The following is a 22,301-nucleotide window of genomic DNA, read 5'->3' as shown; positions in this document are numbered from 1 at the left end:
TTCGACAGGATTTTTGCTCAGCTTAAATTTACAAATTTATTATTCCAAATTTTCCAATACCAGTTATTAATTTGATTGGCTGAAAAAGTAGGAGTATTTAAAGTTGAAAAACAATTTGGGGTTATGGTTAATTTAAACCCTAAATGAAAACCAACTTTAATTGTGGTATCAACACAATATTCGGTTTGTGCTCCACATAACTCAATACTTTCAATCTGATTCATTTTTAAGTAGCTTTCTAAGCCGGTATTTAAAAATGAATCTGGATGGTATTTGTTAAAGTACTTATCATCATTTGTGTTGTGAAGTTTTTCAAATAATTGCCAATTTTTACTAACAATAGGCATTTCTTTATCAATGTGTTGCATGAAAATAACTTCCTGATTTTCTTTATGATATAAATCAATTCGTTGATTAACATTTAATAGAACTGAATCAAACTTTTCAATGTTAGATAATCCGTTTTGCATATCAATTACAATTAAGGCTTTTTTAGTCATCAAAATCACCATTCCTTTGTCTAATTATAACTTTGAATCGTTAATAAAACTACGAATCCAATTGGGCAAATTCTCCCGATAATGCAGCTGCTAATGATAATGCAATATCATTTACTTTGGCATTTTTTGATAGATTTAGTAGTTTTGGATGATTTAATTTAATTTCAAAATAATTTGAAATTCCAATCGTTCCAAAGGTGGCTGCAATTTGAAGTAATAGAGGATTTGTAACATCTTCATTTTGGTAAATTGTAGCTAGGGGTTCGCTTAATTTATTATTTTCTAAGGCAAAACAAAATAACAAGTTCTCAGAAACTGGAGGTTGTTGGATGATTTCTTTTAATAACTTTTCAGCAGTTTCAATCGTAGGAACTTGGCTATAAAGTCCTTGATAATTAACTGCTAGCTGAGCAATCTTAGTTATAGAAATGTTGTAATTTTTCAATTGTTGCAAGATAGAACGATAAGTAGATGACATGATTTTTCCTTAGTGAATAAAAATAATTAACTGAACTACGATTAAATTTGCTAATAAAATAATCCAATCTTTGAGATGAATTTTGCTAATTTTGAAAAAAGTTCGTGGCTGATTTTCCACAAATCCCTGAGATTCCATTGCTTGAGCCAAGTCATTTGACCAGCCAATGGCGACAATTAAGGCTTTAAAGTATAAAGTTGGCATCCATGGGTGCAAAACTTTGCCTCGCATATTACCATTAGCTCGAATTACTCTAATTTCGTATTGTAAACGTGGAACCAGATTAATGGCAGCTAACACACCGTAAACAAATTTTGCAGGTACATGAGCATTTTGTTCAAGTGAATTGGCTAACTCAACCATGTACGTGGTTAAAGAAAAACTTAATCCCAAAAAAACATAAGCGTAAAGCCGAGTTAATAAGGCTGTGCCCATTACTAACCCATCACCATAGTAAAATTGAGAGAAGAAAATTCCTAAAGCAGGGAGAAGGGCAATTAAGCAAAACATTCCAACTGTTTTAAAGTTGACACGTTTCCAAATTAAGTAAGCTAGACAGACTACGATAATCACCACGTTTAGAGTGATGTTAGTGATAAAAGAAATTTCAAAGGCAATCAAAAAGACGAGTAATAACTTAATGGCAGGATTCATTAGAGCACCTCCTTGTAAGTTAAGGCTTGGTCAGCAAATTCAATGTGATAATCAAAGAACTGATTGAAGTGGAAAATTTGGTGACTGATAACTACTACGGAATGTTGTCGTTTGATAAACTCAGTTTGAATTAAGTTTTCCACGATTTCTACTGAATGGCGGTCTAGTCCAGCAAATGGTTCGTCTAGTAACATAATTTGAGGGTCCCGAATTAACATTAATAAGATTTGTAGTTTCTTTTTTTGTCCACCACTCAGCGTGTAAACCACTTGTTCCATTTTATCGTCAAGTTGTAGGGTCTTTAAAGTAGCTGTAATTTTTTCATCAGTCCAAAAGTCTGATAGGGCAGTTGCTTTTGCTAATTGTAGTTCTTCGGCAACGGTTACGTTTAAGAATTGGTCGTTGGCATTTTGAAAAATTAAAGCAATTTGTTGATAAAATAGTTGATCCTTTATTTTTTTGATATTTTTTCCATTTAAAAAAACATCTCCACTGTACTTTTTGAGCTTCGTAAGTGAACGAAAGAGCGTCGATTTACCAATTCCACTGGCACCAGTTAGCAAGGTACACCCTTGATAAAATTTAAAATCAGGACAAGTCAACAAAGTGTGTTGTTGGGCTTTAAAACTAAAATCAGCTACATTAATGTCGTAATTTTTCATTGGCAAATTAAAATGTATATCTGGTTGATAATCGTTATTTAAAATTTTGTAAGTTTCCGGAGCTGAAAGTTCTTTAATTGAAGTTCCTTCCACTCGGAATAAATGCTTAACTAAGCCTGCATAACCAGTTAAATCATGGTCCGAGATGATGATTGTCTTGTGCCTTTCTTGTTGCAGTTTAACTAATTTTTCCAGAATGGCTTGCTTAGCTGGTAAATCAATACTAGCAAAGGGTTCGTCTAACAACAGAATGTCAGAATCTAAGGCCACCATGGTTGCCAGAATTACTTTTTGTTTTTCACCACCAGAAAGGGTGATGATTTTTCGTTGTGCCAAAGGTTGAATCTCACAAAAAGCTAACGCCGCTTGGACCCGAGCTTCAATTTCCGCTGGAGGAGTTTGAATGTTTTCTAACGCAAAAATTAGTTCTTCACTGACTTTTTGCATGACAAATTGTTGATTGGGATCTTGAAACATCATGCTAATTAGTTTGGCCCGTTCAAGTGGCGAAATCTTTTTAATGTTGGTTCCATTAATTTTAATTTTCCCACTGTATGTGGTCTTACCAGCTAACCCCGCAATGATCATCATCAACGTTGATTTCCCACAACCGGATGGACCTGTTAGGAGTGAAATCTCACCACCGGGAAAAGTGACATCGACATTTTTGAAAATTGGGTTCTCATTTTTTTGATACTTAAAGTTGAAGTTTTGGACCTCAATGTTGTTCATCATAGCTTCCTCCAAAGAAAAAGCCATCTTCAATTAAGAAGACGGCTTTTGTTTTATTAAAATTAGACAACTGTTTGTCAGATTACCTCCGCTAGCATTACCTAGATCAGGTTCAATGGGTATAATCTCAGCCGTTAAGCACCCCAGCTATTTAATTGTGTCTTTATTATACCAAAGAAAGAGCTGAAATGCTTTGTGACCTTGAAATTACTAACGATTTTTCCAAAATAAAAACTCCCAAAATAGTCAATTACGATTATTTTGAGAGTTTTTTGATTTAAACGTCTAAAGTTGGATCTTCAGCTGGTTTATCAGTTTCCTTAGTTGCCTTTGCAGGCTTTTCTACTTTTTCTGTTTTAGTAGGTTCTTCTTTTTCAATTCCGTAGGCTACCCGAACTTTGTGATTTAGTTCTTCCACTAATTCAGGTTTTTCGTTCAAGTTGGCGACGGTCTTGTTAAGACCTTGACCTAGACGTTCTTCACCATATGAATACCATGAACCGGATTTGTCGATAATATCTTTATCAACCGCTAAGTTCACCATATCAGCAACGGGTTCAATCCCTTTACCAAAACTCATAAGGGTGTCCACAGTCTTGAATGGAGGAGCCACCTTGTTTTTGGCAACTTTAATCTTGGTTTCTTTCCCAACCACTTCCTGACCGTCTTTTTGTTGTTTGGTTCCACTAACTCTTAAACGGACACTGGAATAGAATTTCAAGGCCCGACCACCAGGAGTAGTTTCAGGATTACCAAACATCACTCCAACTTTTTCCCGAAGTTGGTTAATGAAAATCACAACGGTATTAGTTTTGTTGATGTTGGCAGTTAATTTACGAAGAGCTTGTGACATTAAACGAGCTTGTAAACCAACGTGTGAATCACCAATATCACCTTCAATTTCTGCCTTAGGAACTAGGGCAGCGACTGAATCAACTACGACTAAATCAATTGCACCAGAGCCAATTAAGGCATCGGCAATTCGAAGACCTTCTTCACCAGTTCCTGGTTGTGAAAGAAGGAGATTATCGATATCAACCCCGAGTGCCTTGGCATATTCGGGGTCCATGGCGTTTTCCGCATCAATATAGGCAGCAGTTCCACCATTTTTTTGTGTTTCTGCAACGGTTTGTAAGGCAATTGTTGTTTTACCAGAAGATTCGGCACCGAAGATTTCAACCACACGACCACGAGGAAATCCACCGACTCCAAGGGCAATATCTAATGATAAAATTCCAGTCGAAATTGCACTAACTGAGTTTTCGGGGGTTTCACCCATACGCATGATTGCTCCAGTACCAAATTCTTTTTTAATTTGTTTTAATGCTTTATCAAGCTCAGCTTGACGAGCATCTTGAGCGTTTTTCTTAGAACTTGAGGCCATAAAAACACCTTTCTATTTTTAAAATGTGAACGTTTGTTCGCTTATCGATATTCTTTATTTTACTCTATTATTTACGTAATTTCCACCATAATCAATTCATTTTTATACGTTAATTATATTTGATTTTAATTTTAGCTAAAAATTTCCACAAATTAATTATATAATAATTAAGATTATAAATCGAAAGTGAAGGGATGGATCCTTGTGAATAGTAATCTATCAGTACGTTCCGGAATTAAAGATACAATTCCGACTTTATCAGGCTACATTGGGGTTGGCTTAGCATTTGGAATTGTTGCGAAAGCGGCAGGATTAAATGTGTTAGTAATTGTTTTGATGTCAGCAATCACGTATTCGGGGGCAGCGCAGTTTGTCATCGTTAGTATGCTGGTCGCAGGAGGGACAATGCTATCAATTTTAGTTGCTGTTTTTTTACTGTCAGCCCGGATGTTATTGATGGGGATGACGGTGGCACCGTATCTGAAAAAGGAATCAATGACGCGCAACATTATTTTAGGTTCACTTCTAACTGACGAAACCTTTGCCTTAACCATGAATAAATTGAACTATACCCATCGGATAATTACCTTTGAATGGTTAAATAGTGCGAACATCATTGCTTATTTAACCTGGGTCTTAGCATCTGGCGTAGGTGGCAGCCTAGGTAGTTTGATTCCTGATCCTAATCAGTTTGGCCTTGATTTTGCCTTTATCGCCATGTTTATTGGGTTACTGTATCTGCAAATTGCAGCAGATAAAACGATGCCTTTCAAACTACAAATCTTGATGGTATTAGTCACGTTAGTTTTAACTTACATTGGCTTGATTTTTGTCCCCAGTAGTTTGCTCCTTTTGGTAGTGAGCTTGGTTGGGTGTTGGTTAGGAGTGAAAATTAAAAATGCTTTCTTTTAAATTTGTGATATTGGTCATCATTGGTTGTGGCATTGTAACTTGGTTAACGAGGGTAATTCCATTTATTCTATTAAAAAAGTTTGAATTACCAATTTCAGTTGTTGAATTTTTAAGTTTTGTACCAGTCGTAATTATGTCAGCACTGTGGTTTAGTGGCTTATTTGAACAACATTTAGGTCACTTGCCTACGCTAAATATTGAAAATTTATTAGCTTCAATTCCTACTGTAATTTCAGCAATCATCAGTAAAAATCTATTGATAATTGTGGCAGTGGGAATTATCTCGCTTGCAATTATTCGAATTTTAGCTTAAAAAAGACCCCAAAAAATTTTTCGGGGTCTTTTATTTTAAATTAGGATAATGAAGATGAAAACAAAACCAATTAATAAGATGGTTAATGCGGCAAATCGTTTTGAGTGCCAAGTGTGTTGGGTTTTATATGACCAAACTAAACTGGCAATGGTTACTAAGATTGCGGCAAGAACCATAATAATCAATTTGATTAAAACTGCTTCATTACTCATTTAAAACTCCTATTAGTGTAATTCGATTTGGTAAGCGAAACGATCGTCGTCTTCGGCTTTAGTTCGGATAATTCCTTTTTTAGTAAACCCACAGGATAAAATGATGTGTTGCATTCCTTTATTCATTGGGTGTGTATCAATTCTAACATCTTTAAAGCCAAGTAATGATGAGACGGTGAATAATCCACTGATTAATTTACCAGCTAAGCCTTGGCCGCGGTATTCGTGTGAAACTGAAACTCGGTGAATTGCTGAATAATGAGCAGTTGCTCCGTTATCCCATTCTCCTTCTTCCATTTCAATGTAATCAGGGTCAATTCCTAAATGAAGAGTAGCCGAACCGGCAACCTTTCCGTCAACATCGATTACATATGAAGTACTATTATCAATGTCCTTTTTAATGTCTTCAGTAGTTGGATAAGCACCTTGCCATTGGTTGATGCCTTGCTCTTTTAAGAAGCCACGCCCAGCATCGATGATTTTTTTAATTTCTGGCAAATCCTTTTCAGTTGCTTTACGTACGTAAACACAAGTCATAATTAAACACTTCCTTACTTATTTATTAACGATATTCAATTATAAAGAATAAAATCTAGTTTTACAACTAAAGTATTTAGAAACTTAGACCGTATGAATACTCATTGCCATACCCATACCTCCACCAATACAAAGGGTGGCAATTCCTGATTTTTGGTTAGTTCGTTTTAAATTGTTGATTAGGGTGATGAGGATTCGTGCTCCAGAATCTCCAAGCGGATGACCTAAAGCGACTGCTCCCCCAGTAATGTTTAATTTTTCCATAGGAATTTGAAGGTCATTAGCAACAGCTAGACTTTGAGATGCGAAGGCCTCGTTTAGTTCGAATAAATCATAATCAGCAATCTTCTTTTGGTCTTTTTGCAATAATTTTTCTACTGCGTAACGAGGAGCATACCCCATGATATCTGGGTTGCATCCTGTTTCTGCAAAATTGTCGATGATTGCTAAAGGCTTTAAGTTTAGTGATTGTGCTTTACTTTCCTTCATTAAAATTAAGGCTGATGCTCCATCATTTAAACTGGCAGCATTTCCAGCGGTGACAGTTCCGTTATTTTTAAAAACTGTGCGTAATTTGTTTAATTGCTTAATTGTGGTATCGGGACGAACGGTTTCGTCATTTTTAATTACGGTGGTTGATTTTTGGTTTTTAATGGTTACAGGTGCAATTTCTTCTGCAAAATACTCATTTTTAATTGCTTGAGCAGCTTTTTTGTGTGAATCAAGGGCAAATTGATCTTGATCTGCACGAGAAATGTTGAATTTTTCGGCTATATTTTCAGCCGTAATTCCCATGGGAGCATTGGTGCGAAAATCGTTTAAGCCATCCTTTTCGATACTATCTTCCATGGTGAAGGATCCAAATTTGTGGCCTTGGCGAACTTTAGAATTTAAGTAAGGTGCATTTGACATACTTTCAGTTCCACCAACCAACACTATTTCAGCATCACCAGTTAAGATTGCTTGCTGACCTAAACGAATAGCTTTCATTCCAGAACCGCAAACTTGATTGATTGTACAAGCAGTACTAGTATTTGGAATTTTGGTTTCTAACTCAATTTGACGAGCAACGTTTTGTCCTCCACCAGCTTGAATGACATTTCCGAAGATTACTTGATCGATTAGTTGTGCATCTAAATTAACTGCCTTTAGGGTAGCTTGAGCTGTAATTACTCCTAATTTTACTGATGTTAGGCTACTGAGTTGACCGTTGATTTTACCAATTGGTGTACGTTTAGCACTCACGATTGCAATTTTTTCCAATTCTAAAAACTCCTCTGTATCTATTTTTTTCTATTATACCTATCTTACGAATGATAGTATAATATTATCAAAGGAGCTGAGATTAATGGATAAAGAAAAACAAACCCGAGTAGTAGGTGAAATGATTGATGGCTGGTTAGATGCTATTGATGCTGAAGCAGATGTTGCTAAATTAAACTCGGAACAAGTTCGAGCAATTGATGCTATTATTGATAGTTTTTCAGAAATTGCGATTGTAGGTTTAGATAAAGAACCAGCTCAATGGAATGCAGATCTTTTACAGGAAATAATGTTTTCGCGGTTTATGCTTTTATTAGAAGAAGACGAAAAAACAAAGGAAATGTATCATATCATTCCCTTTGCTTTGAAAAAATTATTTAAGTATTTACAAAAACAGGGGATTATAAATAATGGTCAACATTTAATTGATTGGGTAAATGTGAATGCTAAGCAACTTCAATCACTTTACAATCCTCAATTTGATAAATTTTATCGAGGCTTATTTGCTGATATGCGCAGAAGTGGAATTAATACAAGTGATAAAGCAGCAGTTGATAAATTCACAAAAAATTATTTAAATCTGCATCCAGAATTAGGAATTGATCTATATAAAAAAGAAGATTAAGTATTTTGACTTTTTTTGACCAAAACGTTGACAAATTAAATTTATTAGTATATAGTTAAATATTGTTGACGCAGAAGTGTTAAGCTTTTAATGAGTTTTAAATGATTTTAAAATTTATTGAATAAAGTTCTTGACCTTTCTTGACCAACGTGATATATTAATAAAGTACCGTTTGAGACGGCACATTAATGAGTAGATCTTTGAAAACTGAACAAGATTTTGATTACAATAAAGTGTAAGGATAATTTTTAAACTTGGTTTAGAAATTAAACAAATGCAATGTCAATTTGCAAAAACAAATAAATAAGAGCTAGTAAAGTTCTCATTTCTAAAATGAGAGTTTGATCCTGGCTCAGGACGAACGTTGGCGGCGTGCCTAATACATGCAAGTCGAACGAAGTCGCCCATTTGAAGTTTGGTGCTTGCACCAAACTGATTTTGGATCCGACTGAGTGGCGAACTGGTGAGTAACACGTGGGTAACCTGCCCAGAAGAAGGGGATAACACCTGGAAACAGATGCTAATACCGTATAACAACAAGAACCACATGGTTCTTGTTTGAAAGCTGGCCTTGGTGCTAGTGCTTTTGGATGGACCCGCGGCGTATTAGCTAGTTGGTGAGATAATAGCTCACCAAGGCAATGATACGTAGCAGACCTGAGAGGGTAATCTGCCACAATGGGACTGAGACACGGCCCATACTCCTACGGGAGGCAGCAGTAGGGAATCTTCCACAATGGACGAAAGTCTGATGGAGCAACGCCGCGTGAGTGAAGAAGGGTTTCGGCTCGTAAAACTCTGTTGTTAGAGAAGAACGGCTGTGAGAGTAACTGCTCACAGTGTGACGGTATCTAACCAGAAAGTCACGGCTAACTACGTGCCAGCAGCCGCGGTAATACGTAGGTGGCAAACGTTGTCCGGATTTATTGGGCGTAAAGGGAGCGCAGGCGGTTTATTAAGTCTGATGTGAAAGCCTTCGGCTTAACCGGAGAAGTGCATCGGAAACTGATAAACTTGAGTGCAGAAAAGGATAGTGGAACTTCATGTGTAGCGGTGAAATGCGTAGATATATGAAGGAACACCAGTGGCGAAGGCGGCTATCTGGTCTGTAACTGACGCTGAGGCTCGAAAGCATGGGTAGCAAACAGGATTAGATACCCTGGTAGTCCATGCCGTAAACGATGAATGCTAGGTGTTGGAAGGTTTCCGCCTTTCAGTGCCGCAGCTAACGCATTAAGCATTCCGCCTGGGGAGTACGACCGCAAGGTTGAAACTCAAAGGAATTGACGGGGACCCGCACAAGCGGTGGAGCATGTGGTTTAATTCGATGCTACGCGAAGAACCTTACCAGGACTTGACATCTTCTGCCACTCTAAGAGATTAGAGGTTCCCTTCGGGGACAGAATGACAGGTGGTGCATGGTTGTCGTCAGCTCGTGTCGTGAGATGTTGGGTTAAGTCCCGCAACGAGCGCAACCCTTGTCTTTAGTTGCCAGCATTAAGTTGGGCACTCTAGAGAGACTGCCGGTGATAAACCGGAGGAAGGTGGGGACGACGTCAAATCATCATGCCCCTTATGTCCTGGGCTACACACGTGCTACAATGGACGATACAACGAGTTGCGAAACCGCGAGGTCAAGCTAATCTCTTAAAGTCGTTCTCAGTTCGGATTGCAGTCTGCAACTCGACTGCATGAAGTTGGAATCGCTAGTAATCGTGGATCAGCATGCCACGGTGAATACGTTCCCGGGTCTTGTACACACCGCCCGTCACACCATGAGAGTTTGTAACACCCAAAGTCGGTTGGATAACCTTTTAGGAGTCCGCCGCCTAAGGTGGGACAGATGATTAGGGTGAAGTCGTAACAAGGTAGCCGTAGGAGAACCTGCGGCTGGATCACCTCCTTTCTAAGGAATAATTCGGAACCTTACATTAATCAAAATCTTGCTCAGTTTTGAGAGTATCTACTCTTATATGGGGAGTTAGCTCAGTTGGGAGAGCGCTTACTTGCTTGCAAGTAAGAAGACGTAGGTTCAAACCCTACATTCTCCATTGACACGTTAGTGTCATTTTTGTTCTTTGAAAACTAGATAATATTATTTTCTGTAATAATTATATTTTTATATAATTGAACCGAGAAATAACCATTGTGTTATTTTTGAGTTTTTTAATTAGTTTTAATCGCTAAAACTCAAATAATTTATAATCCGTCGGATTATAGGTTAAGTTAATAAGGGCGCATGGTGAATGCCTTGGTACTAGGAGCCGATGAAGGACGCAACTAACTGCGATAAGCTTCGGGGAGCTGTACGTAAGCTTTGATCCGGAGATTTCCGAATGAGGAAACTCGACCAGTGTTATGACTGGTCACTGCATAGTGAATACATAGCTATGCAGAGGCAGACGTGGGGAACTGAAACATCTAAGTACCCACAGGAATATAAAGAAATTTCGATTCCCTAAGTAGCGGCGAGCGAACGGGGAATAGCCCAAACCGAACCCTTGTGGTTCGGGGTTGTAGGACTGAACATTTGAGTTACAAAAGTATTTGATAGTTGAAGTAGTTGGGAAACTACACCAAAGAGAGTGATAGTCTCGTAAATGAAATCAAATACCCTCAGTTCAGGATCCTGAGTACGGCGACACACGTGAAACGTCGTCGGAATCTGGGAGGACCATCTCCCAAGGCTAAATACTCCCTAGTGACCGATAGTGAACCAGTACCGTGAGGGAAAGGTGAAAAGCACCCCGGAAGGGGAGTGAAATAGTTCCTGAAACCATGTGCCTACAAGCAGTCAGAGCCCGTTAATGGGTGATGGCGTGCCTCTTGTAGAATGAACCGGCGAGTTACAGTTGCATGCAAGGTTAAGCCGAAAAAGCGGAGCCGTAGCGAAAGCGAGTCTTAATAGGGCGCCATAGTATGTTGCCGTAGACCCGAAACCAGGTGATCTACCCATGTCCAGGATGAAAGTGCGGTAATACGCACCGGAGGTCCGAACCCGTGTACGTTGAAAAGTGCTGGGATGAGGTGTGGGTAGCGGTGAAATTCCAAACGAACTTGGAGATAGCTGGTTCTCTCCGAAATAGCTTTAGGGCTAGCCTCGGAATTAGAATCATGGAGGTAGAGCCACTGTTTGAGCAAGGGGTCCATCTAGGATTACTGAGTTCAGATAAACTCCGAATACCATTGATTTATGTCCGGGAGTCAGACGATGAGTGATAAGATCCATCGTCGAAAGGGGAACAGCCCAGACCGCCAGTTAAGGTCCCTAAATATATGCTAAGTGGAAAAGGAAGTGGAGTTGCATAGACAACTAGGATGTTGGCTCAGAAGCAGCCACCATTTAAAGAGTGCGTAATAGCTCACTAGTCGAGTGATTCTGCGCCGAAAATTTACCGGGGCTAAGCATATTACCGAGACTGCGGACGCAACTACGTTGCGTGATAGGAGAGCGTTCTAAGGGCAATGAAGGTAGACCGTAAGGACTGCTGGAGCGCTTAGAAGTGAGAATGCCGGTATGAGTAGCGAAAGATCAGTGAGAATCTGATCCACCGAATGACTAAGGTTTCCTGGGGAAGGCTCGTCCACCCAGGGTTAGTCGGGACCTAAGCCGAGGCTGAGAAGCGTAGGCGATGGATAACAGGTTGAGATTCCTGTACTAGTTAATTATGTTTGAACGATGGAGGGACGCAGTAGGCTAAGATTAGCACACGAATGGAAAGGTGTGTTCAAATCGTAAGTCAGTTTAAGAGTTAAATGCTTTTAAGCGAGTTGACAAGCGATGATGAGGATCGAAATTTAAGTAGAGAAGGATCTGACGTCACACTGCCGAGAAAAGCTTCTAGTTAGTAATTAATTACCCGTACCGCAAACCGACACAGGTAGTCGAGGAGAGTATCCTCAGGTGAGCGAGAGAACTATCGTTAAGGAACTCGGCAAAATGACCCCGTAACTTCGGAAGAAGGGGTGCTGGCCTCACGGCCAGCCGCAGTGAAAAGACTCAAACGACTGTTTATCAAAAACACAGGTTTATGCAAAATCGTAAGATGAAGTATATGGGCTGACGCCTGCCCGGTGCTGGAAGGTTAAGTGGAAGTGTTAGCTTCGGCGAAGCACCGAAATGAAGCCCCAGTAAACGGCGGCCGTAACTATAACGGTCCTAAGGTAGCGAAATTCCTTGTCGGGTAAGTTCCGACCCGCACGAAAGGCGTAACGATTTGAGTACTGTCTCAACGATAGACTCGGTGAAATTAAGATACCTGTGAAGAAGCAGGTTACCCGCGACAGGACGGAAAGACCCCATGGAGCTTTACTGTAGCTTGATATTGGGTGTTTACATAACTTGTACAGGATAGGTAGGAGCCATAGAAGCCGGGACGCTAGTCTCGGTGGAGGCGTCAGTGGGATACTACCCTTGTTATGTGAACACTCTAACCCTGCGCACTGATCGTGCGCGGAGACAGTGTCTGGTTGGCAGTTTGACTGGGGCGGTCGCCTCCTAAATAGTAACGGAGGCGCTCAAAGGTTTGCTTAGAATGGTTGGAAATCATTCCAAAAGTGTAAAGGCAAAAGCAAGCTTGACTGCGAGACATACAGGTCGAGCAGGGACGAAAGTCGGACTTAGTGATCCGGTGGTACCAAATGGAAGGGCCATCGCTCAACGGATAAAAGCTACCCTGGGGATAACAGGCTTATCTCCCCCAAGAGTTCACATCGACGGGGAGGTTTGGCACCTCGATGTCGGCTCATCGCATCCTGGGGCTGTAGTTGGTCCCAAGGGTTGGGCTGTTCGCCCATTAAAGCGGTACGCGAGCTGGGTTCAGAACGTCGTGAGACAGTTCGGTCCCTATCCGTCGCGGGCGCAGGAAATTTGAGAGGAGCTGTCCCTAGTACGAGAGGACCGGGATGGACATACCGCTGGTGTATCAGTTGCGCCGCCAGGCGCATTGCTGAGTAGCTATGTATGGATGAGATAAACGCTGAAAGCATCTAAGTGTGAAACTCGCCTCAAGATGAGATTTCCCATTCCTATATGGAAGTAAGACTCCTGAAAGATGATCAGGTAGATAGGTTAGAAGTGGAAGCGTAGTGATACGTGAAGCGGACTAATACTAATCAGTCGAGGACTTAACCAAGTAGAATGAAGATTCAATGGAAGTTAATCGGAAGAAAATAATATTGTCTAGTTTTGAGAGAACGAAGTTCTCACAAAAAAAGTGTGGTGGCGATAGCCTGAAGGATACACCTGTTCCCATGCCGAACACAGAAGTTAAGCTTCAGCACGCCAAAAGTAGTTGGGGGATCGCCTCCTGCGAGGATAGGACGTTGCCACGCAAACAAAAAGACACTTATCATTATGATGAGTGTCTTTTTGTTTAAAAAAATTAAAATTTTAGTTGACAGAATTTGAATTTACCTTTAAGATAATAACAATCAAATAAACAAATTGTAGAGCTGAGTATTTATTGGAATTTCTAAGAGAGTCTCTGGTTGGTGTGAAGAGATGAAAAGAAAATAAAGAAGATGGGCTTGAAATCAATCACTAGTGAGTTTTTAAATGAGCTAGTGGCGGGGTTGCTACCGATATCTTAGCAAAGTTTTTCTGATTGAGACGCGTCGTCAGAGAAATTTCTGAGGCAGATTTCAGCAATGATCTCTGTAAACTAAGGTGGTACCACGAAAGCATTCGTCCTTTTATTATAGGATGAATGCTTTTTTTGTTTATTAAAATAAATTATAAAATAAAGGTGGAAATTATCATGAAAAAATCAGTTAAATGGATTATTGGAATCATTGTTTTAATTGCTATTGTAGCAATTGGATGGGCAAGTTTTGGACCTAAAACTTCTAGTACATCCGACGAAAAAGTAGTTAAAGTTGGAATCATGAGTGGATCAAAGGCTGATGATGCTGTTTGGAAGTCAGTTGCTGAAACCGCAAAAGATAAGTATAATATTAAGCTAAAATTTGTCCACTTCACTGACTATACACAACCTAATGCGGCTTTAACCCAACACTCTGTTGATCTTAATGCTTTTCAACATTATGCATTTTTAAAAGATTGGAACAAAAAACATCACACTAACATCGTTTCAGTTGGTAATACTGTTATCACTCCAATCAGACTTTTTTCTGATTCTTACAAGAACGTTAAAGATCTTCCCAATGGAGCATCAATTGCAATTCCTAATGATGCAACTAATGAAAGTCGAGCTCTAGTGCTTTTGAAAAATGCGGGGTTAATTGATTTGAAGCACAAAGATGGGCTTCTTGGAATTAATGATATTACTAAAAATAACAAAAACTTGAAGATTCAAGAAGTTGATGCATCACAAACTCCAAGATTATTAAATAGTGTTGATGCTTCAGTAGTTAATGGTAACTATGCTGCAACTGCCAAATTACCAAACGACAAAGCAATTTTCACAGAACCACTTAATAAAGATTCAAAGCCATGGATTAATTTTATCGCTGCTAATAAAGATCAAAAAGATAATGATACTTACAAAAAAGTAGTAAAAGCTTACCAAACTAAGAAAACAGCTGATGTAATTGAAAAAGAATATGGTAAGACTGAAGTTCCAGCTTGGAATCATAAATTTAACTAATCTTAAAAATTATCGAGGTAGAAAAAATGGACTTTCCAGAATCTAAAATTTTACAATCTTTGCCTACCCAGTTCTTTGCGACTCTGGTTAAAAAAGTAAATGCTAAAATTGCCACAGGCGCAGATGTTATTAATTTAGGTCAAGGTAATCCAGATCAGCCAACCCCCACTAACATTGTCAAAGCAATGCAAGGAGCAGTTGCAAATCCAGATAATCACAAATATTCACCATTTGATGGCCTACCAGAATTGAAACAAGCAGTCGCTGATTTTTATAAGCGAGAATATAATGTTGAATTGAATCCAGATACAGAAATCGCTATTTTAGGAGGTTCTAAAACAGGATTGGTAGAACTTCCTTTGGCAATTTTGAATCCAGGTGATACTATGTTATTGCCAGATCCAGGTTATCCAGATTACTTATCAGGAATAGATTTAGCAAAGGCTAAATTAGAATTAGTGCCTTTGAAAGAAGAAAATGACTTTTTGCCAGATTATGGTACGATTAGTAGTGAAGTAAAGGATGCAGCTAAGCTGTTATACCTTAACTATCCTAATAATCCAACTGGAGCAGTTGCAACTCCTGCTTTTTTTAAAAACACGGTCGAGTTTGCGCAAGAAAATCAAATTGGAATTGTACATGACTTTGCTTATGGGGCATTGGGATATCATAATAAACCACTTAGTTTTTTACAGACACCTGGTGCTAAAGAAGTTGGTATTGAAGTATATACGATGTCTAAGACATATAACATGGCAGGATGGCGTTTAGGATTTGCCATTGGTAATCCTGACATGATTAAAGCAATTAATTTGATTCAAGCCCATTTATTTGTGAGTGTTTTTCCAGCAATTCAAGTAGCAGCAATTGCGGCTTTATCTGAATCTCAAGAATCAGTCACAAAGTTAAATGATTTGTATGATAAACGGCGCGATGCTTTTGAAGGAGCAGCAGCAAAAATTGGGTGGCATGCTTATTCGGCTAAGGGTTCGTTTTATTCTTGGATGCCAGTTCCAGAAGGCTACACATCTGAAATTTTTTCTGACTTGTTACTTGATCAAGCTGCTGTTGCGGTAGCTCCAGGATTAGGTTTTGGAAAGTCAGGAGATCAATTTGTCAGAATTGGATTATTAACTAGTCCTGAAAGACTAAAAGAAGCCGTAGCCAGAATTGCTAAATTAAATTTATTTAAAAATCACTAAAAGGAGAAAATAATGACAGATAATATTGTGGAATTTAAAAACGTATCGGTCGATTTTACCCAAGATAAAAAGCAAATTAAAGCGGTTTCTGATGTTACTTTTGGAATTCCAGAAGGTCAAATTTTTGGAATTGCAGGATACTCTGGAGCTGGAAAGTCAACGCTTGTTCGAACTATAAACTTATTACAAAAGCCAACTAGTGGTGAAGTTAAGGTCTTTGGAGAAACCTTTTATAAAAATATAGACGGTAAGGTTGAAATCATTGATGATAAACAACTAAGAACAGAACGACGGAAAATCGGAATGATTTTTCAACATTATAACTTATTATCACAAAAAACGGTCCAACAAAATGTAGAATTTGCTTTAAAGCATGCTGGTTTAAAAGAAAAGGAAATTGCTGAGAAAGCAAGCAGTTTATTAAAAGATGTTGGTTTAGCAGATTATGCAAAACATTATCCCGCTCAACTATCAGGGGGACAACAACAACGAGTTGCCATTGCTAGAGCATTAGCTAATGATCCCAAAATTTTGATTTCTGATGAAGCAACCTCAGCACTTGATCCTGAAAATACTAATCAAATTTTAGATTTACTTCAAGAATTAAACCAAAAGCGTGGTTTAACCGTTGTTTTAATTACTCATGAAATGGATGCAATTAAGCGGATTTGTGATCAAGTAGCAATCATGGATTCAGGTAAAGTGGTTGATCTTGGTACTTTAATTGATGTTTTTGTTAAATCCACAAACCCAGTAACACGTAAAATTGTTGGAGGAGATTTTGATGCCTTTTCAATCTTAAAATCACTTAACATCGATACTAAAAATCGTCATCTTGTAAAATTAATTTACTTCTCACAAGCCATTTCTAAACCAATTATCATTGACCTTTATTCAAAATTCCAGATTGCTGCCAGTATTGTGTATGCTGATATTGAAAAATTCAGAAATGAAGCTGTTGGAATTATGATTGTCGATTTAAATGGTGAAGATGCTAAACGAAAACAAGCAATTGAATATTTGCAAAGTTTAGATGTCGAAGTTAGTGAATTGAGAGGTGAAGCATAATGAAAGAATGGTTTATTACGAATTTCCCCAACGTTGTGCAACAAGGCTGGTACGGTGAAACCGGTTGGTGGACTTCAATCGTACAAACCTTATATATGACTTTTTGGTCAGCAATTTTTGGTGGAATTGCCGGATTGATTTTTGGAGTTGCCTTAGTGTTATTTGATAATGATGGAATTATGCCTAACAAAGTAGTCTTTAATATTGTTGATAAGTTAGTTTCATTGTTCCGTGCGGTTCCATTTATTATCTTATTAGCTTTCATTGCACCAGTAACTCAAAAGATTGTGGGAACACAAATTGGAACTACTGCTGCTTTAGTTCCATTATCAGTGGGAGTATTTCCTTTCTATGCTCGTCAAGTTCAAGTAGCTTTACAGAGCGTTAACAAAGGAACGATTGAATCCGCTGAATCGTTAGGGTCAACTAATTGGGATATTATCTCAGGTGTTTATCTTAGTGAAGCCTTTCCAGAATTAATTAGAGTTTCAACCGTTACTTTAATTAGTTTAGTTGGATTGACTGCAATGGCCGGAGCAATTGGAGCCGGTGGTTTAGGTAACATGGCTATTTCATATGGCTATAACCGTTTTGCTAATGATACGACCTTAGTGGCAACTATTTTAGTGGTTATTTTGGTCCTTATCATTCAAGTTGTAGGAGATATTTGGGCTAAGTTGGTCGATCATGGATCTCAAGCATAAAATTAACAAATAAAAAGACTTTCCAAAAATTGATTTTGGAAAGTCTTTTGCTTATAAAATTAAAAAGGAAGTTTATCCGTAACTTTTTCAGCAACTTTAGCTAAAATTGAAAAGGTAAGTAAAATTCCACCTAAAGTTCCAAAAATAAAAATTAGAATACCAAATAAATTGCTATTTATCAAACTAATGATAGCGAAAATAATTAAAATTAGGATTAACAATCCAAAAATTAAATTAGCCTTTGCAACTCGCTTAAGGCTACCAGTCATTTTGCCTGCATTACCAAATTGAGGCATATTACCAAAAGCTGATAAATCATTTAAGTTAATCACTTTCATGATTTTTTTAACATCATGATAAATAAAAGTAAACATAATCCAAATTGATGATAATAAACCAATTAAGATACTAAAAATTAGCATCATAAAGTTTCGGCCACCCCCTTGGTAAACCACTACAGAAGCTGTTAAAAATATAATGGCAATCATGGGAATGAAAAAGAAATATTTATATTTTGCTAATTTACTTAAAAATTTGCGCCATTTTTGAAGGTAGCTTTGAATTTCAAACATAAATTAAATTCTCCAATTCTTATTAGTAAAAATTATTATACCAGTTGGTTCAAGGTTAAATCAAAAATGAAGAAAAAAACTCCGACAAAAATCGGAGTTTTTTGATTATAACTTTTCGTCAATTAATTGATAGTCAGCATCAGTTAAATTAATCTTTAAGGCTTGAACGTTACTTTTAACTTGTTCAGGTTTTTTAGCACCTGGAATTACGACTGAAATATTAGGATTTTTGATGTACCAAGCAAGCACAATTTGAGCAACTGTAGCATTGTATTTTTCCGCAATGGGACGAATATCGTCAATCCCGTCAATGATTTTTTCAAAAGTTGCACCTTGGAAGTCAGGATCATCGTGACGAATATCATCAGCTGGAAAAGTAGTTGCCTTAGTATACTTTCCAGTAAGTAATCCCGAAGCAAGTGGGAAGAAAGGAACAAAAGAAATGTTATGTTCTTTAAGATAACCAAAGCGTTCTTGTTCAGCATCACGGTCAAGTAAATTGTATTTTTCTTCATCAACATCGACTAAATTATCAAGATTAGCTTGTTTAAGTTGTTCCATTGATAGATTGGAAACTCCAATGGCTCTAATTTTACCTTCTTGTTTCAACTCATTAAGAGCAGCAACAGATTCATTTAAAGGAGTCTTCCCATCAGGAAAGTGAATGTAAAAAATATCTAAATAATCAGTTTGAAGGCGTTTTAAACTGGATTCAACACATTCTCGAAGATAATCAGGTGAATCATCAATAATGATGTTTCCATCAGCTTCCACTTTTTGACATCCCTTAGTGGCAATTTGAATTTTTGAACGGTCGTAACCCTTAATTGCTTCACCAATCAATTTTTCTGATTCACCCATTCCATAGGCAAAGGCTGTATCTAAAAGTGTAATTCCAGAATCTAAAGCTGTTTTAACAATTTCAATCCCGGTTGAATTCTTAAGATTAGGAAAAAGATTATGACCTCCTACAGCATTTGTACCTAAACCTAATGGTCCAGTAATTACATTTGATTTTCCAATTTTAACTTCTTGCATAATTAGTTCTCCTATTTAATTTCAGCTTTAATTGCTGGTTGTTGTAATAAATATTGATAAATGATGATTGCTTGATTATGTTTTTGATCTTTAGCACCATACAAAATAATTACATTTTCTGTTTTGAGCTTTTCAGTTACTAAGTCCACCAATTCTTTGGTTGCAGGATTTTTGGATAATTCAGCTAGATATTTAGTTTTGAATTCAGGAAAACGTTCAGGAATATGATTGAACCACTTCCGTAATTCTGTTGAAGGAGCAATCTTTTTGTCCCACGTATCTAACGCAGCTCTAATTTTGGAAATTCCACGAGGCCAAAGTCGGTCGACTAGAATTCGATAACCGTTTAAATCAGTCGGTTTAGTATAAATTCTTTCAAGTTTAAGTTCGATTTTACCCACCACCTTATCTAATCTAAGTATACAACAATCATTTATTACTTACTAAAGAATAGTTTATATCAATTATTCAGGGACTACTTGCCAAAAAGTTTTTTGATAATGCCGATAAATGAAAAAGCTACTGATGACAATCATAATTAATACCAATAAATTAGCAAAAAGTGGGAAGTAGGCAGTTAAAAATCCGATTAACCCAACTATTAGACCACCAAAAAGCATGGAGCCAAAGGTCATCATAAAGACGCCCCAATTACCTAATCCGCGACTAAGTAATTGGTTCGGATCAGTCCAGTTTAAGGATAAAAGCCGCCAATCCCGGGCAAAATAGTAGAGACAACCCGCGATTTGACTCAAAATAATTCCGAATAATAGTGGTAAAATTAGTCCAATTTTTAAGCGAATAAATAGTGCAATGGCGAGGCTTAGGATGAGCATTAGACTAATTTGAAATCCGGTTGCTAACCAAAATTTAATTTTTAAGTAGTGAGTAAATTTAATGGGGAAACTACGCATCATTTCCAAGTTTTCCCCATCCAGAGAAATAATATTCCCCACGAGGGCGTAAGCATTAAATGTCATGCATGAGAACATGACCCCAATTAAAAAGAACACGCCGGCATATTCTAAACCCATGTGGTTAGTAAGATCTTTACTGCCATAACTAAACCCAAAGAAAAAGATAAAAGGCATCATAATTGTGTTCATGAGAACCTGAGTCATAAAAGAGGGTTGACGCAGCAGCTGTAAATTGTAACGAATGAGTGTTTTTTTAAGTGATTTTTGGGCCACTGGGTGCGTTGAAGTCTTTCGCTTTTTGGTACATGAACTTTTAATTTGCAAAAGATCGCTATTGCTTAATTTATTTAAAATGAAGGTACCCCCAGTAGTAATACCAATTAAGACTAACAATGTGATTAGCGATGTCACATTAAAAGGTTGCGTAATTAATTGAAAAACTGGTTCTAATGGCTTAAGGACCGTTTGATCGGTAGCATGCGGTTCATTTTGGGTGATACTTAAAAGCACACATCCAACCACAATCGCAATTGTGGAAACCCCTAGAATCAGGCTGTTTCCAATTTGCTTGTGAGTTTGGAAAATCCGATTTTGGGTAATTAAAAAAGTCAAAAGGGAAGTTAAAATAAAAATGCTGCCAAGGTAAAAAGTAAGTGAAATCAAGGAGACGATAATGGCAAAAACCACGTTATAATTGCTTTCATAAGCTGTCATGACAAATACCGCCAGCACTGGAATGGCAAAAGGAATCATAGTAATGACAATCGTAATTAATTTGGCCGTCCATAAAGTACTAATTTTTACTGGTAAGGATAAATAATTTTGCAAGTCTTGATTGTCCAAAAAAACGTTGTTAATAGTTGAGATTAATTGGGACATTAATAAGAGACTAAATAAGGCTAGGAAATGAGTGAAAATTCCCGGAGCGTGGGATAAATTAATCGAGAGCAATGAAAAACTAAAGAGTCCCATCAAAAGGAAGCCCGTTAAAACAGCCCATAAAATCGCTGATCTAACAATTTGATTGATAGTTTTACCTTTTTTTCGTTGGCGCTGGGTGCTACTAGGGTTGGAGTAGAGCAAATTAACTTTAATGAGCTCGGTTAATTTTTTATTCAGCATGTGAGCCACCTTCAAGCTGTTCAATTTCTGGTTGATTATTTTTGCGACCAATTAAATTAAGATAGATTGTTTCCAGCGATTCATTGGGATGCGCAGCTAAAAGTGATGCAACCGAACCATTAAAAATCATTTCACCTTTTTTTAAAATGGCAATTTCATCACATAATTGTTGAGCAGTATCAAGCACATGAGTCGAAAAAATGACCGTTTTGCCTTGTTCCGCATGGGCTTTCATGACTTGCTTCAAATCGAAAGCTGCTTGGGGATCTAATCCTTGAATTGGTTCATCTAAAATCCAAACATCTGGGTTAACCAGTAAAGTTCCAATAATAATGGTTTTTTCGCGCATTCCGTGTGACATATCCTGTATTGGTGTATCAAGATTGTCGGATAAAGCAAACAAGTTTACTAGCTCATCAAGGCGTTTTTGCACTTCAGTAATTTTAATGTCGTAAATAGAAGCAATTAGATTCCAATATTCTTGGGCCGTTAATTGTAAAAAGATATCGGGAGAATCGGGGACATACCCGATTCTTTGCTTAATTTCAGTTCGATGTTGGGCTAAATCTAATTCATCAAAGTAAATTTTACCGGATGTTGGTTCAATGATGCTGGTTAAACTCTTCAGCGTCGTTGATTTGCCTGCTCCGTTGTGACCAAGAAAGCCAAAGATTTTTCCATTGGGAATTTCAAGGTTTAAATCTAATAAAGCAATTTTATCGCCATATTCTTTGTGTAAATGTTCAATCTTAATCATAAATAGTTCTCCTAATTATTATGGGGGGATAAATGAATTAA

20 protein-coding genes, 1 tRNA gene, 3 rRNA genes, 1 riboswitch and 1 other annotated feature are annotated in these 22,301 nt (G+C 37.6%); of the genes, 11 read left to right on the top strand and 13 right to left on the bottom strand.

Annotated elements, in window-relative coordinates; genetic code table 11:
• Positions 1–17 precede the first annotated feature (17 nt).
• The 5 genes from AC0GLY_RS06780 to recA all read right to left on the bottom strand — a co-directional run bounded on the left by AC0GLY_RS06780 (position 18) and on the right by recA (position 4,410).
• On the bottom strand, positions 18–500 hold the full coding sequence (locus tag AC0GLY_RS06780; protein ID WP_496612271.1) for an isochorismatase family protein: 483 nt from the start codon (positions 498–500) through the stop codon (positions 18–20).
• Between the two features lie 49 nt (positions 501–549).
• Entirely contained in the window at positions 550–978 is a 429-nt protein-coding gene (locus AC0GLY_RS06775) for a hypothetical protein (protein WP_496611409.1), read from the bottom strand.
• Between the two features lie 9 nt (positions 979–987).
• Entirely contained in the window at positions 988–1,632 is a 645-nt protein-coding gene (locus AC0GLY_RS06770) for an energy-coupling factor transporter transmembrane component T family protein (RefSeq protein ID WP_496611408.1), read from the bottom strand.
• Positions 1,632–3,029: an ABC transporter ATP-binding protein gene (locus AC0GLY_RS06765; protein ID WP_496611407.1), complete on the bottom strand. Its 1,398-nt coding sequence runs from the start codon at positions 3,027–3,029 to the stop codon at positions 1,632–1,634. The genes AC0GLY_RS06770 and AC0GLY_RS06765 overlap by 1 nt, the downstream gene beginning before the upstream one ends.
• A 62-nt stretch (positions 3,030–3,091) precedes the next feature.
• A riboswitch (TPP riboswitch) is annotated at positions 3,092–3,182 on the bottom strand.
• 121 nt (positions 3,183–3,303) lie between these two features.
• A complete protein-coding gene (recA, locus tag AC0GLY_RS06760; RefSeq protein ID WP_496611406.1) occupies positions 3,304–4,410 on the bottom strand; it encodes a recombinase RecA in 1,107 nt (368 codons plus the stop codon).
• 204 nt (positions 4,411–4,614) lie between these two features.
• On the opposite strand from recA, the gene AC0GLY_RS06755 reads away from it, so the two are divergent.
• Both AC0GLY_RS06755 and AC0GLY_RS06750 read left to right on the top strand, forming a co-directional pair.
• Positions 4,615–5,322: an AzlC family ABC transporter permease gene (locus AC0GLY_RS06755; RefSeq protein WP_496611405.1), complete on the top strand. Its 708-nt coding sequence runs from the start codon at positions 4,615–4,617 to the stop codon at positions 5,320–5,322.
• Entirely contained in the window at positions 5,309–5,635 is a 327-nt protein-coding gene (locus AC0GLY_RS06750) for an AzlD domain-containing protein (protein WP_496611404.1), read from the top strand. Before AC0GLY_RS06755 ends, AC0GLY_RS06750 begins: the two co-directional genes overlap by 14 nt.
• A 35-nt stretch (positions 5,636–5,670) precedes the next feature.
• On the opposite strand, the gene AC0GLY_RS06745 is transcribed toward AC0GLY_RS06750, so the two are convergent.
• The 3 genes from AC0GLY_RS06745 to AC0GLY_RS06735 form a co-directional block, all read right to left on the bottom strand.
• Complete coding sequence (locus AC0GLY_RS06745; RefSeq protein ID WP_496611403.1) at positions 5,671–5,847, bottom strand: hypothetical protein; 177 nt, start codon at positions 5,845–5,847, stop codon at positions 5,671–5,673.
• A 12-nt stretch (positions 5,848–5,859) separates the two neighbouring features.
• The gene (locus tag AC0GLY_RS06740) at positions 5,860–6,384 is read right to left on the bottom strand and encodes a GNAT family N-acetyltransferase (protein WP_496611402.1); all 525 of its coding nucleotides are present in this window, start codon (positions 6,382–6,384) and stop codon (positions 5,860–5,862) included.
• Between the two features lie 84 nt (positions 6,385–6,468).
• Complete coding sequence (locus tag AC0GLY_RS06735; protein WP_496611401.1) at positions 6,469–7,647, bottom strand: thiolase family protein; 1,179 nt, start codon at positions 7,645–7,647, stop codon at positions 6,469–6,471.
• A gap of 85 nt (positions 7,648–7,732) precedes the next feature.
• Here AC0GLY_RS06735 and AC0GLY_RS06730 point away from each other — a divergent pair, with 85 nt between their 5' ends.
• From AC0GLY_RS06730 to AC0GLY_RS06690, 9 genes are all read left to right on the top strand, one after another.
• Positions 7,733–8,272 carry a hypothetical protein gene (locus AC0GLY_RS06730; protein WP_496611400.1) on the top strand — a complete coding sequence of 180 codons (540 nt, stop codon included), beginning with the start codon at positions 7,733–7,735 and terminating at the stop codon, positions 8,270–8,272.
• 329 nt (positions 8,273–8,601) lie between these two features.
• Positions 8,602–10,178, top strand: a 16S ribosomal RNA gene (locus AC0GLY_RS06725).
• A gap of 69 nt (positions 10,179–10,247) precedes the next feature.
• Positions 10,248–10,323, top strand: a tRNA-OTHER gene (locus tag AC0GLY_RS06720).
• Between the two features lie 168 nt (positions 10,324–10,491).
• Positions 10,492–13,407 (top strand): 23S ribosomal RNA (locus AC0GLY_RS06715).
• Between the two features lie 82 nt (positions 13,408–13,489).
• Positions 13,490–13,606: ribosomal RNA gene (gene rrf / locus AC0GLY_RS06710) — 5S ribosomal RNA — on the top strand.
• The 16S, 23S and 5S rRNA genes sit together here with 1 tRNA gene alongside, the layout of an rRNA operon.
• A gap of 103 nt (positions 13,607–13,709) precedes the next feature.
• Positions 13,710–13,969 (top strand) — a binding site (T-box leader).
• Positions 13,970–14,031: 62 nt separating this feature from the next.
• Complete coding sequence (locus AC0GLY_RS06705) at positions 14,032–14,880, top strand: MetQ/NlpA family ABC transporter substrate-binding protein (protein WP_496611399.1); 849 nt, start codon at positions 14,032–14,034, stop codon at positions 14,878–14,880.
• 26 nt (positions 14,881–14,906) lie between these two features.
• On the top strand, positions 14,907–16,082 hold the full coding sequence (locus AC0GLY_RS06700; RefSeq protein ID WP_496611398.1) for a pyridoxal phosphate-dependent aminotransferase: 1,176 nt from the start codon (positions 14,907–14,909) through the stop codon (positions 16,080–16,082).
• A gap of 12 nt (positions 16,083–16,094) precedes the next feature.
• A complete protein-coding gene (locus AC0GLY_RS06695; RefSeq protein ID WP_496611397.1) occupies positions 16,095–17,150 on the top strand; it encodes a methionine ABC transporter ATP-binding protein in 1,056 nt (351 codons plus the stop codon).
• Positions 17,150–17,854 carry a methionine ABC transporter permease gene (locus tag AC0GLY_RS06690; protein WP_496611396.1) on the top strand — a complete coding sequence of 235 codons (705 nt, stop codon included), beginning with the start codon at positions 17,150–17,152 and terminating at the stop codon, positions 17,852–17,854. The genes AC0GLY_RS06695 and AC0GLY_RS06690 overlap by 1 nt, the downstream gene beginning before the upstream one ends.
• Positions 17,855–17,913: 59 nt before the next feature.
• On the opposite strand, the gene AC0GLY_RS06685 is transcribed toward AC0GLY_RS06690, so the two are convergent.
• The 5 genes from AC0GLY_RS06685 to AC0GLY_RS06665 all read right to left on the bottom strand — a co-directional run bounded on the left by AC0GLY_RS06685 (position 17,914) and on the right by AC0GLY_RS06665 (position 22,260).
• The gene (locus AC0GLY_RS06685) at positions 17,914–18,426 is read right to left on the bottom strand and encodes a hypothetical protein (protein ID WP_496611395.1); all 513 of its coding nucleotides are present in this window, start codon (positions 18,424–18,426) and stop codon (positions 17,914–17,916) included.
• A gap of 105 nt (positions 18,427–18,531) precedes the next feature.
• Positions 18,532–19,464 (bottom strand): aldo/keto reductase, encoded by a 933-nt coding sequence (locus tag AC0GLY_RS06680; RefSeq protein WP_496611394.1) that lies wholly within the window; start codon positions 19,462–19,464, stop codon positions 18,532–18,534.
• Positions 19,465–19,475: 11 nt separating this feature from the next.
• The gene (locus tag AC0GLY_RS06675; RefSeq protein WP_496612270.1) at positions 19,476–19,856 is read right to left on the bottom strand and encodes a DUF488 domain-containing protein; all 381 of its coding nucleotides are present in this window, start codon (positions 19,854–19,856) and stop codon (positions 19,476–19,478) included.
• 72 nt (positions 19,857–19,928) lie between these two features.
• The gene (locus tag AC0GLY_RS06670; RefSeq protein WP_496611393.1) at positions 19,929–21,503 is read right to left on the bottom strand and encodes a hypothetical protein; all 1,575 of its coding nucleotides are present in this window, start codon (positions 21,501–21,503) and stop codon (positions 19,929–19,931) included.
• Positions 21,493–22,260: an ABC transporter ATP-binding protein gene (locus AC0GLY_RS06665; RefSeq protein WP_496611392.1), complete on the bottom strand. Its 768-nt coding sequence runs from the start codon at positions 22,258–22,260 to the stop codon at positions 21,493–21,495. The genes AC0GLY_RS06670 and AC0GLY_RS06665 overlap by 11 nt, the downstream gene beginning before the upstream one ends.
• Positions 22,261–22,301: the final 41 nt, after the last annotated feature.

The organism is Fructilactobacillus sp. YLN 2507, assembly GCF_059614085.1.
This window is presented reverse-complemented; position numbering and strand designations above follow the sequence as displayed.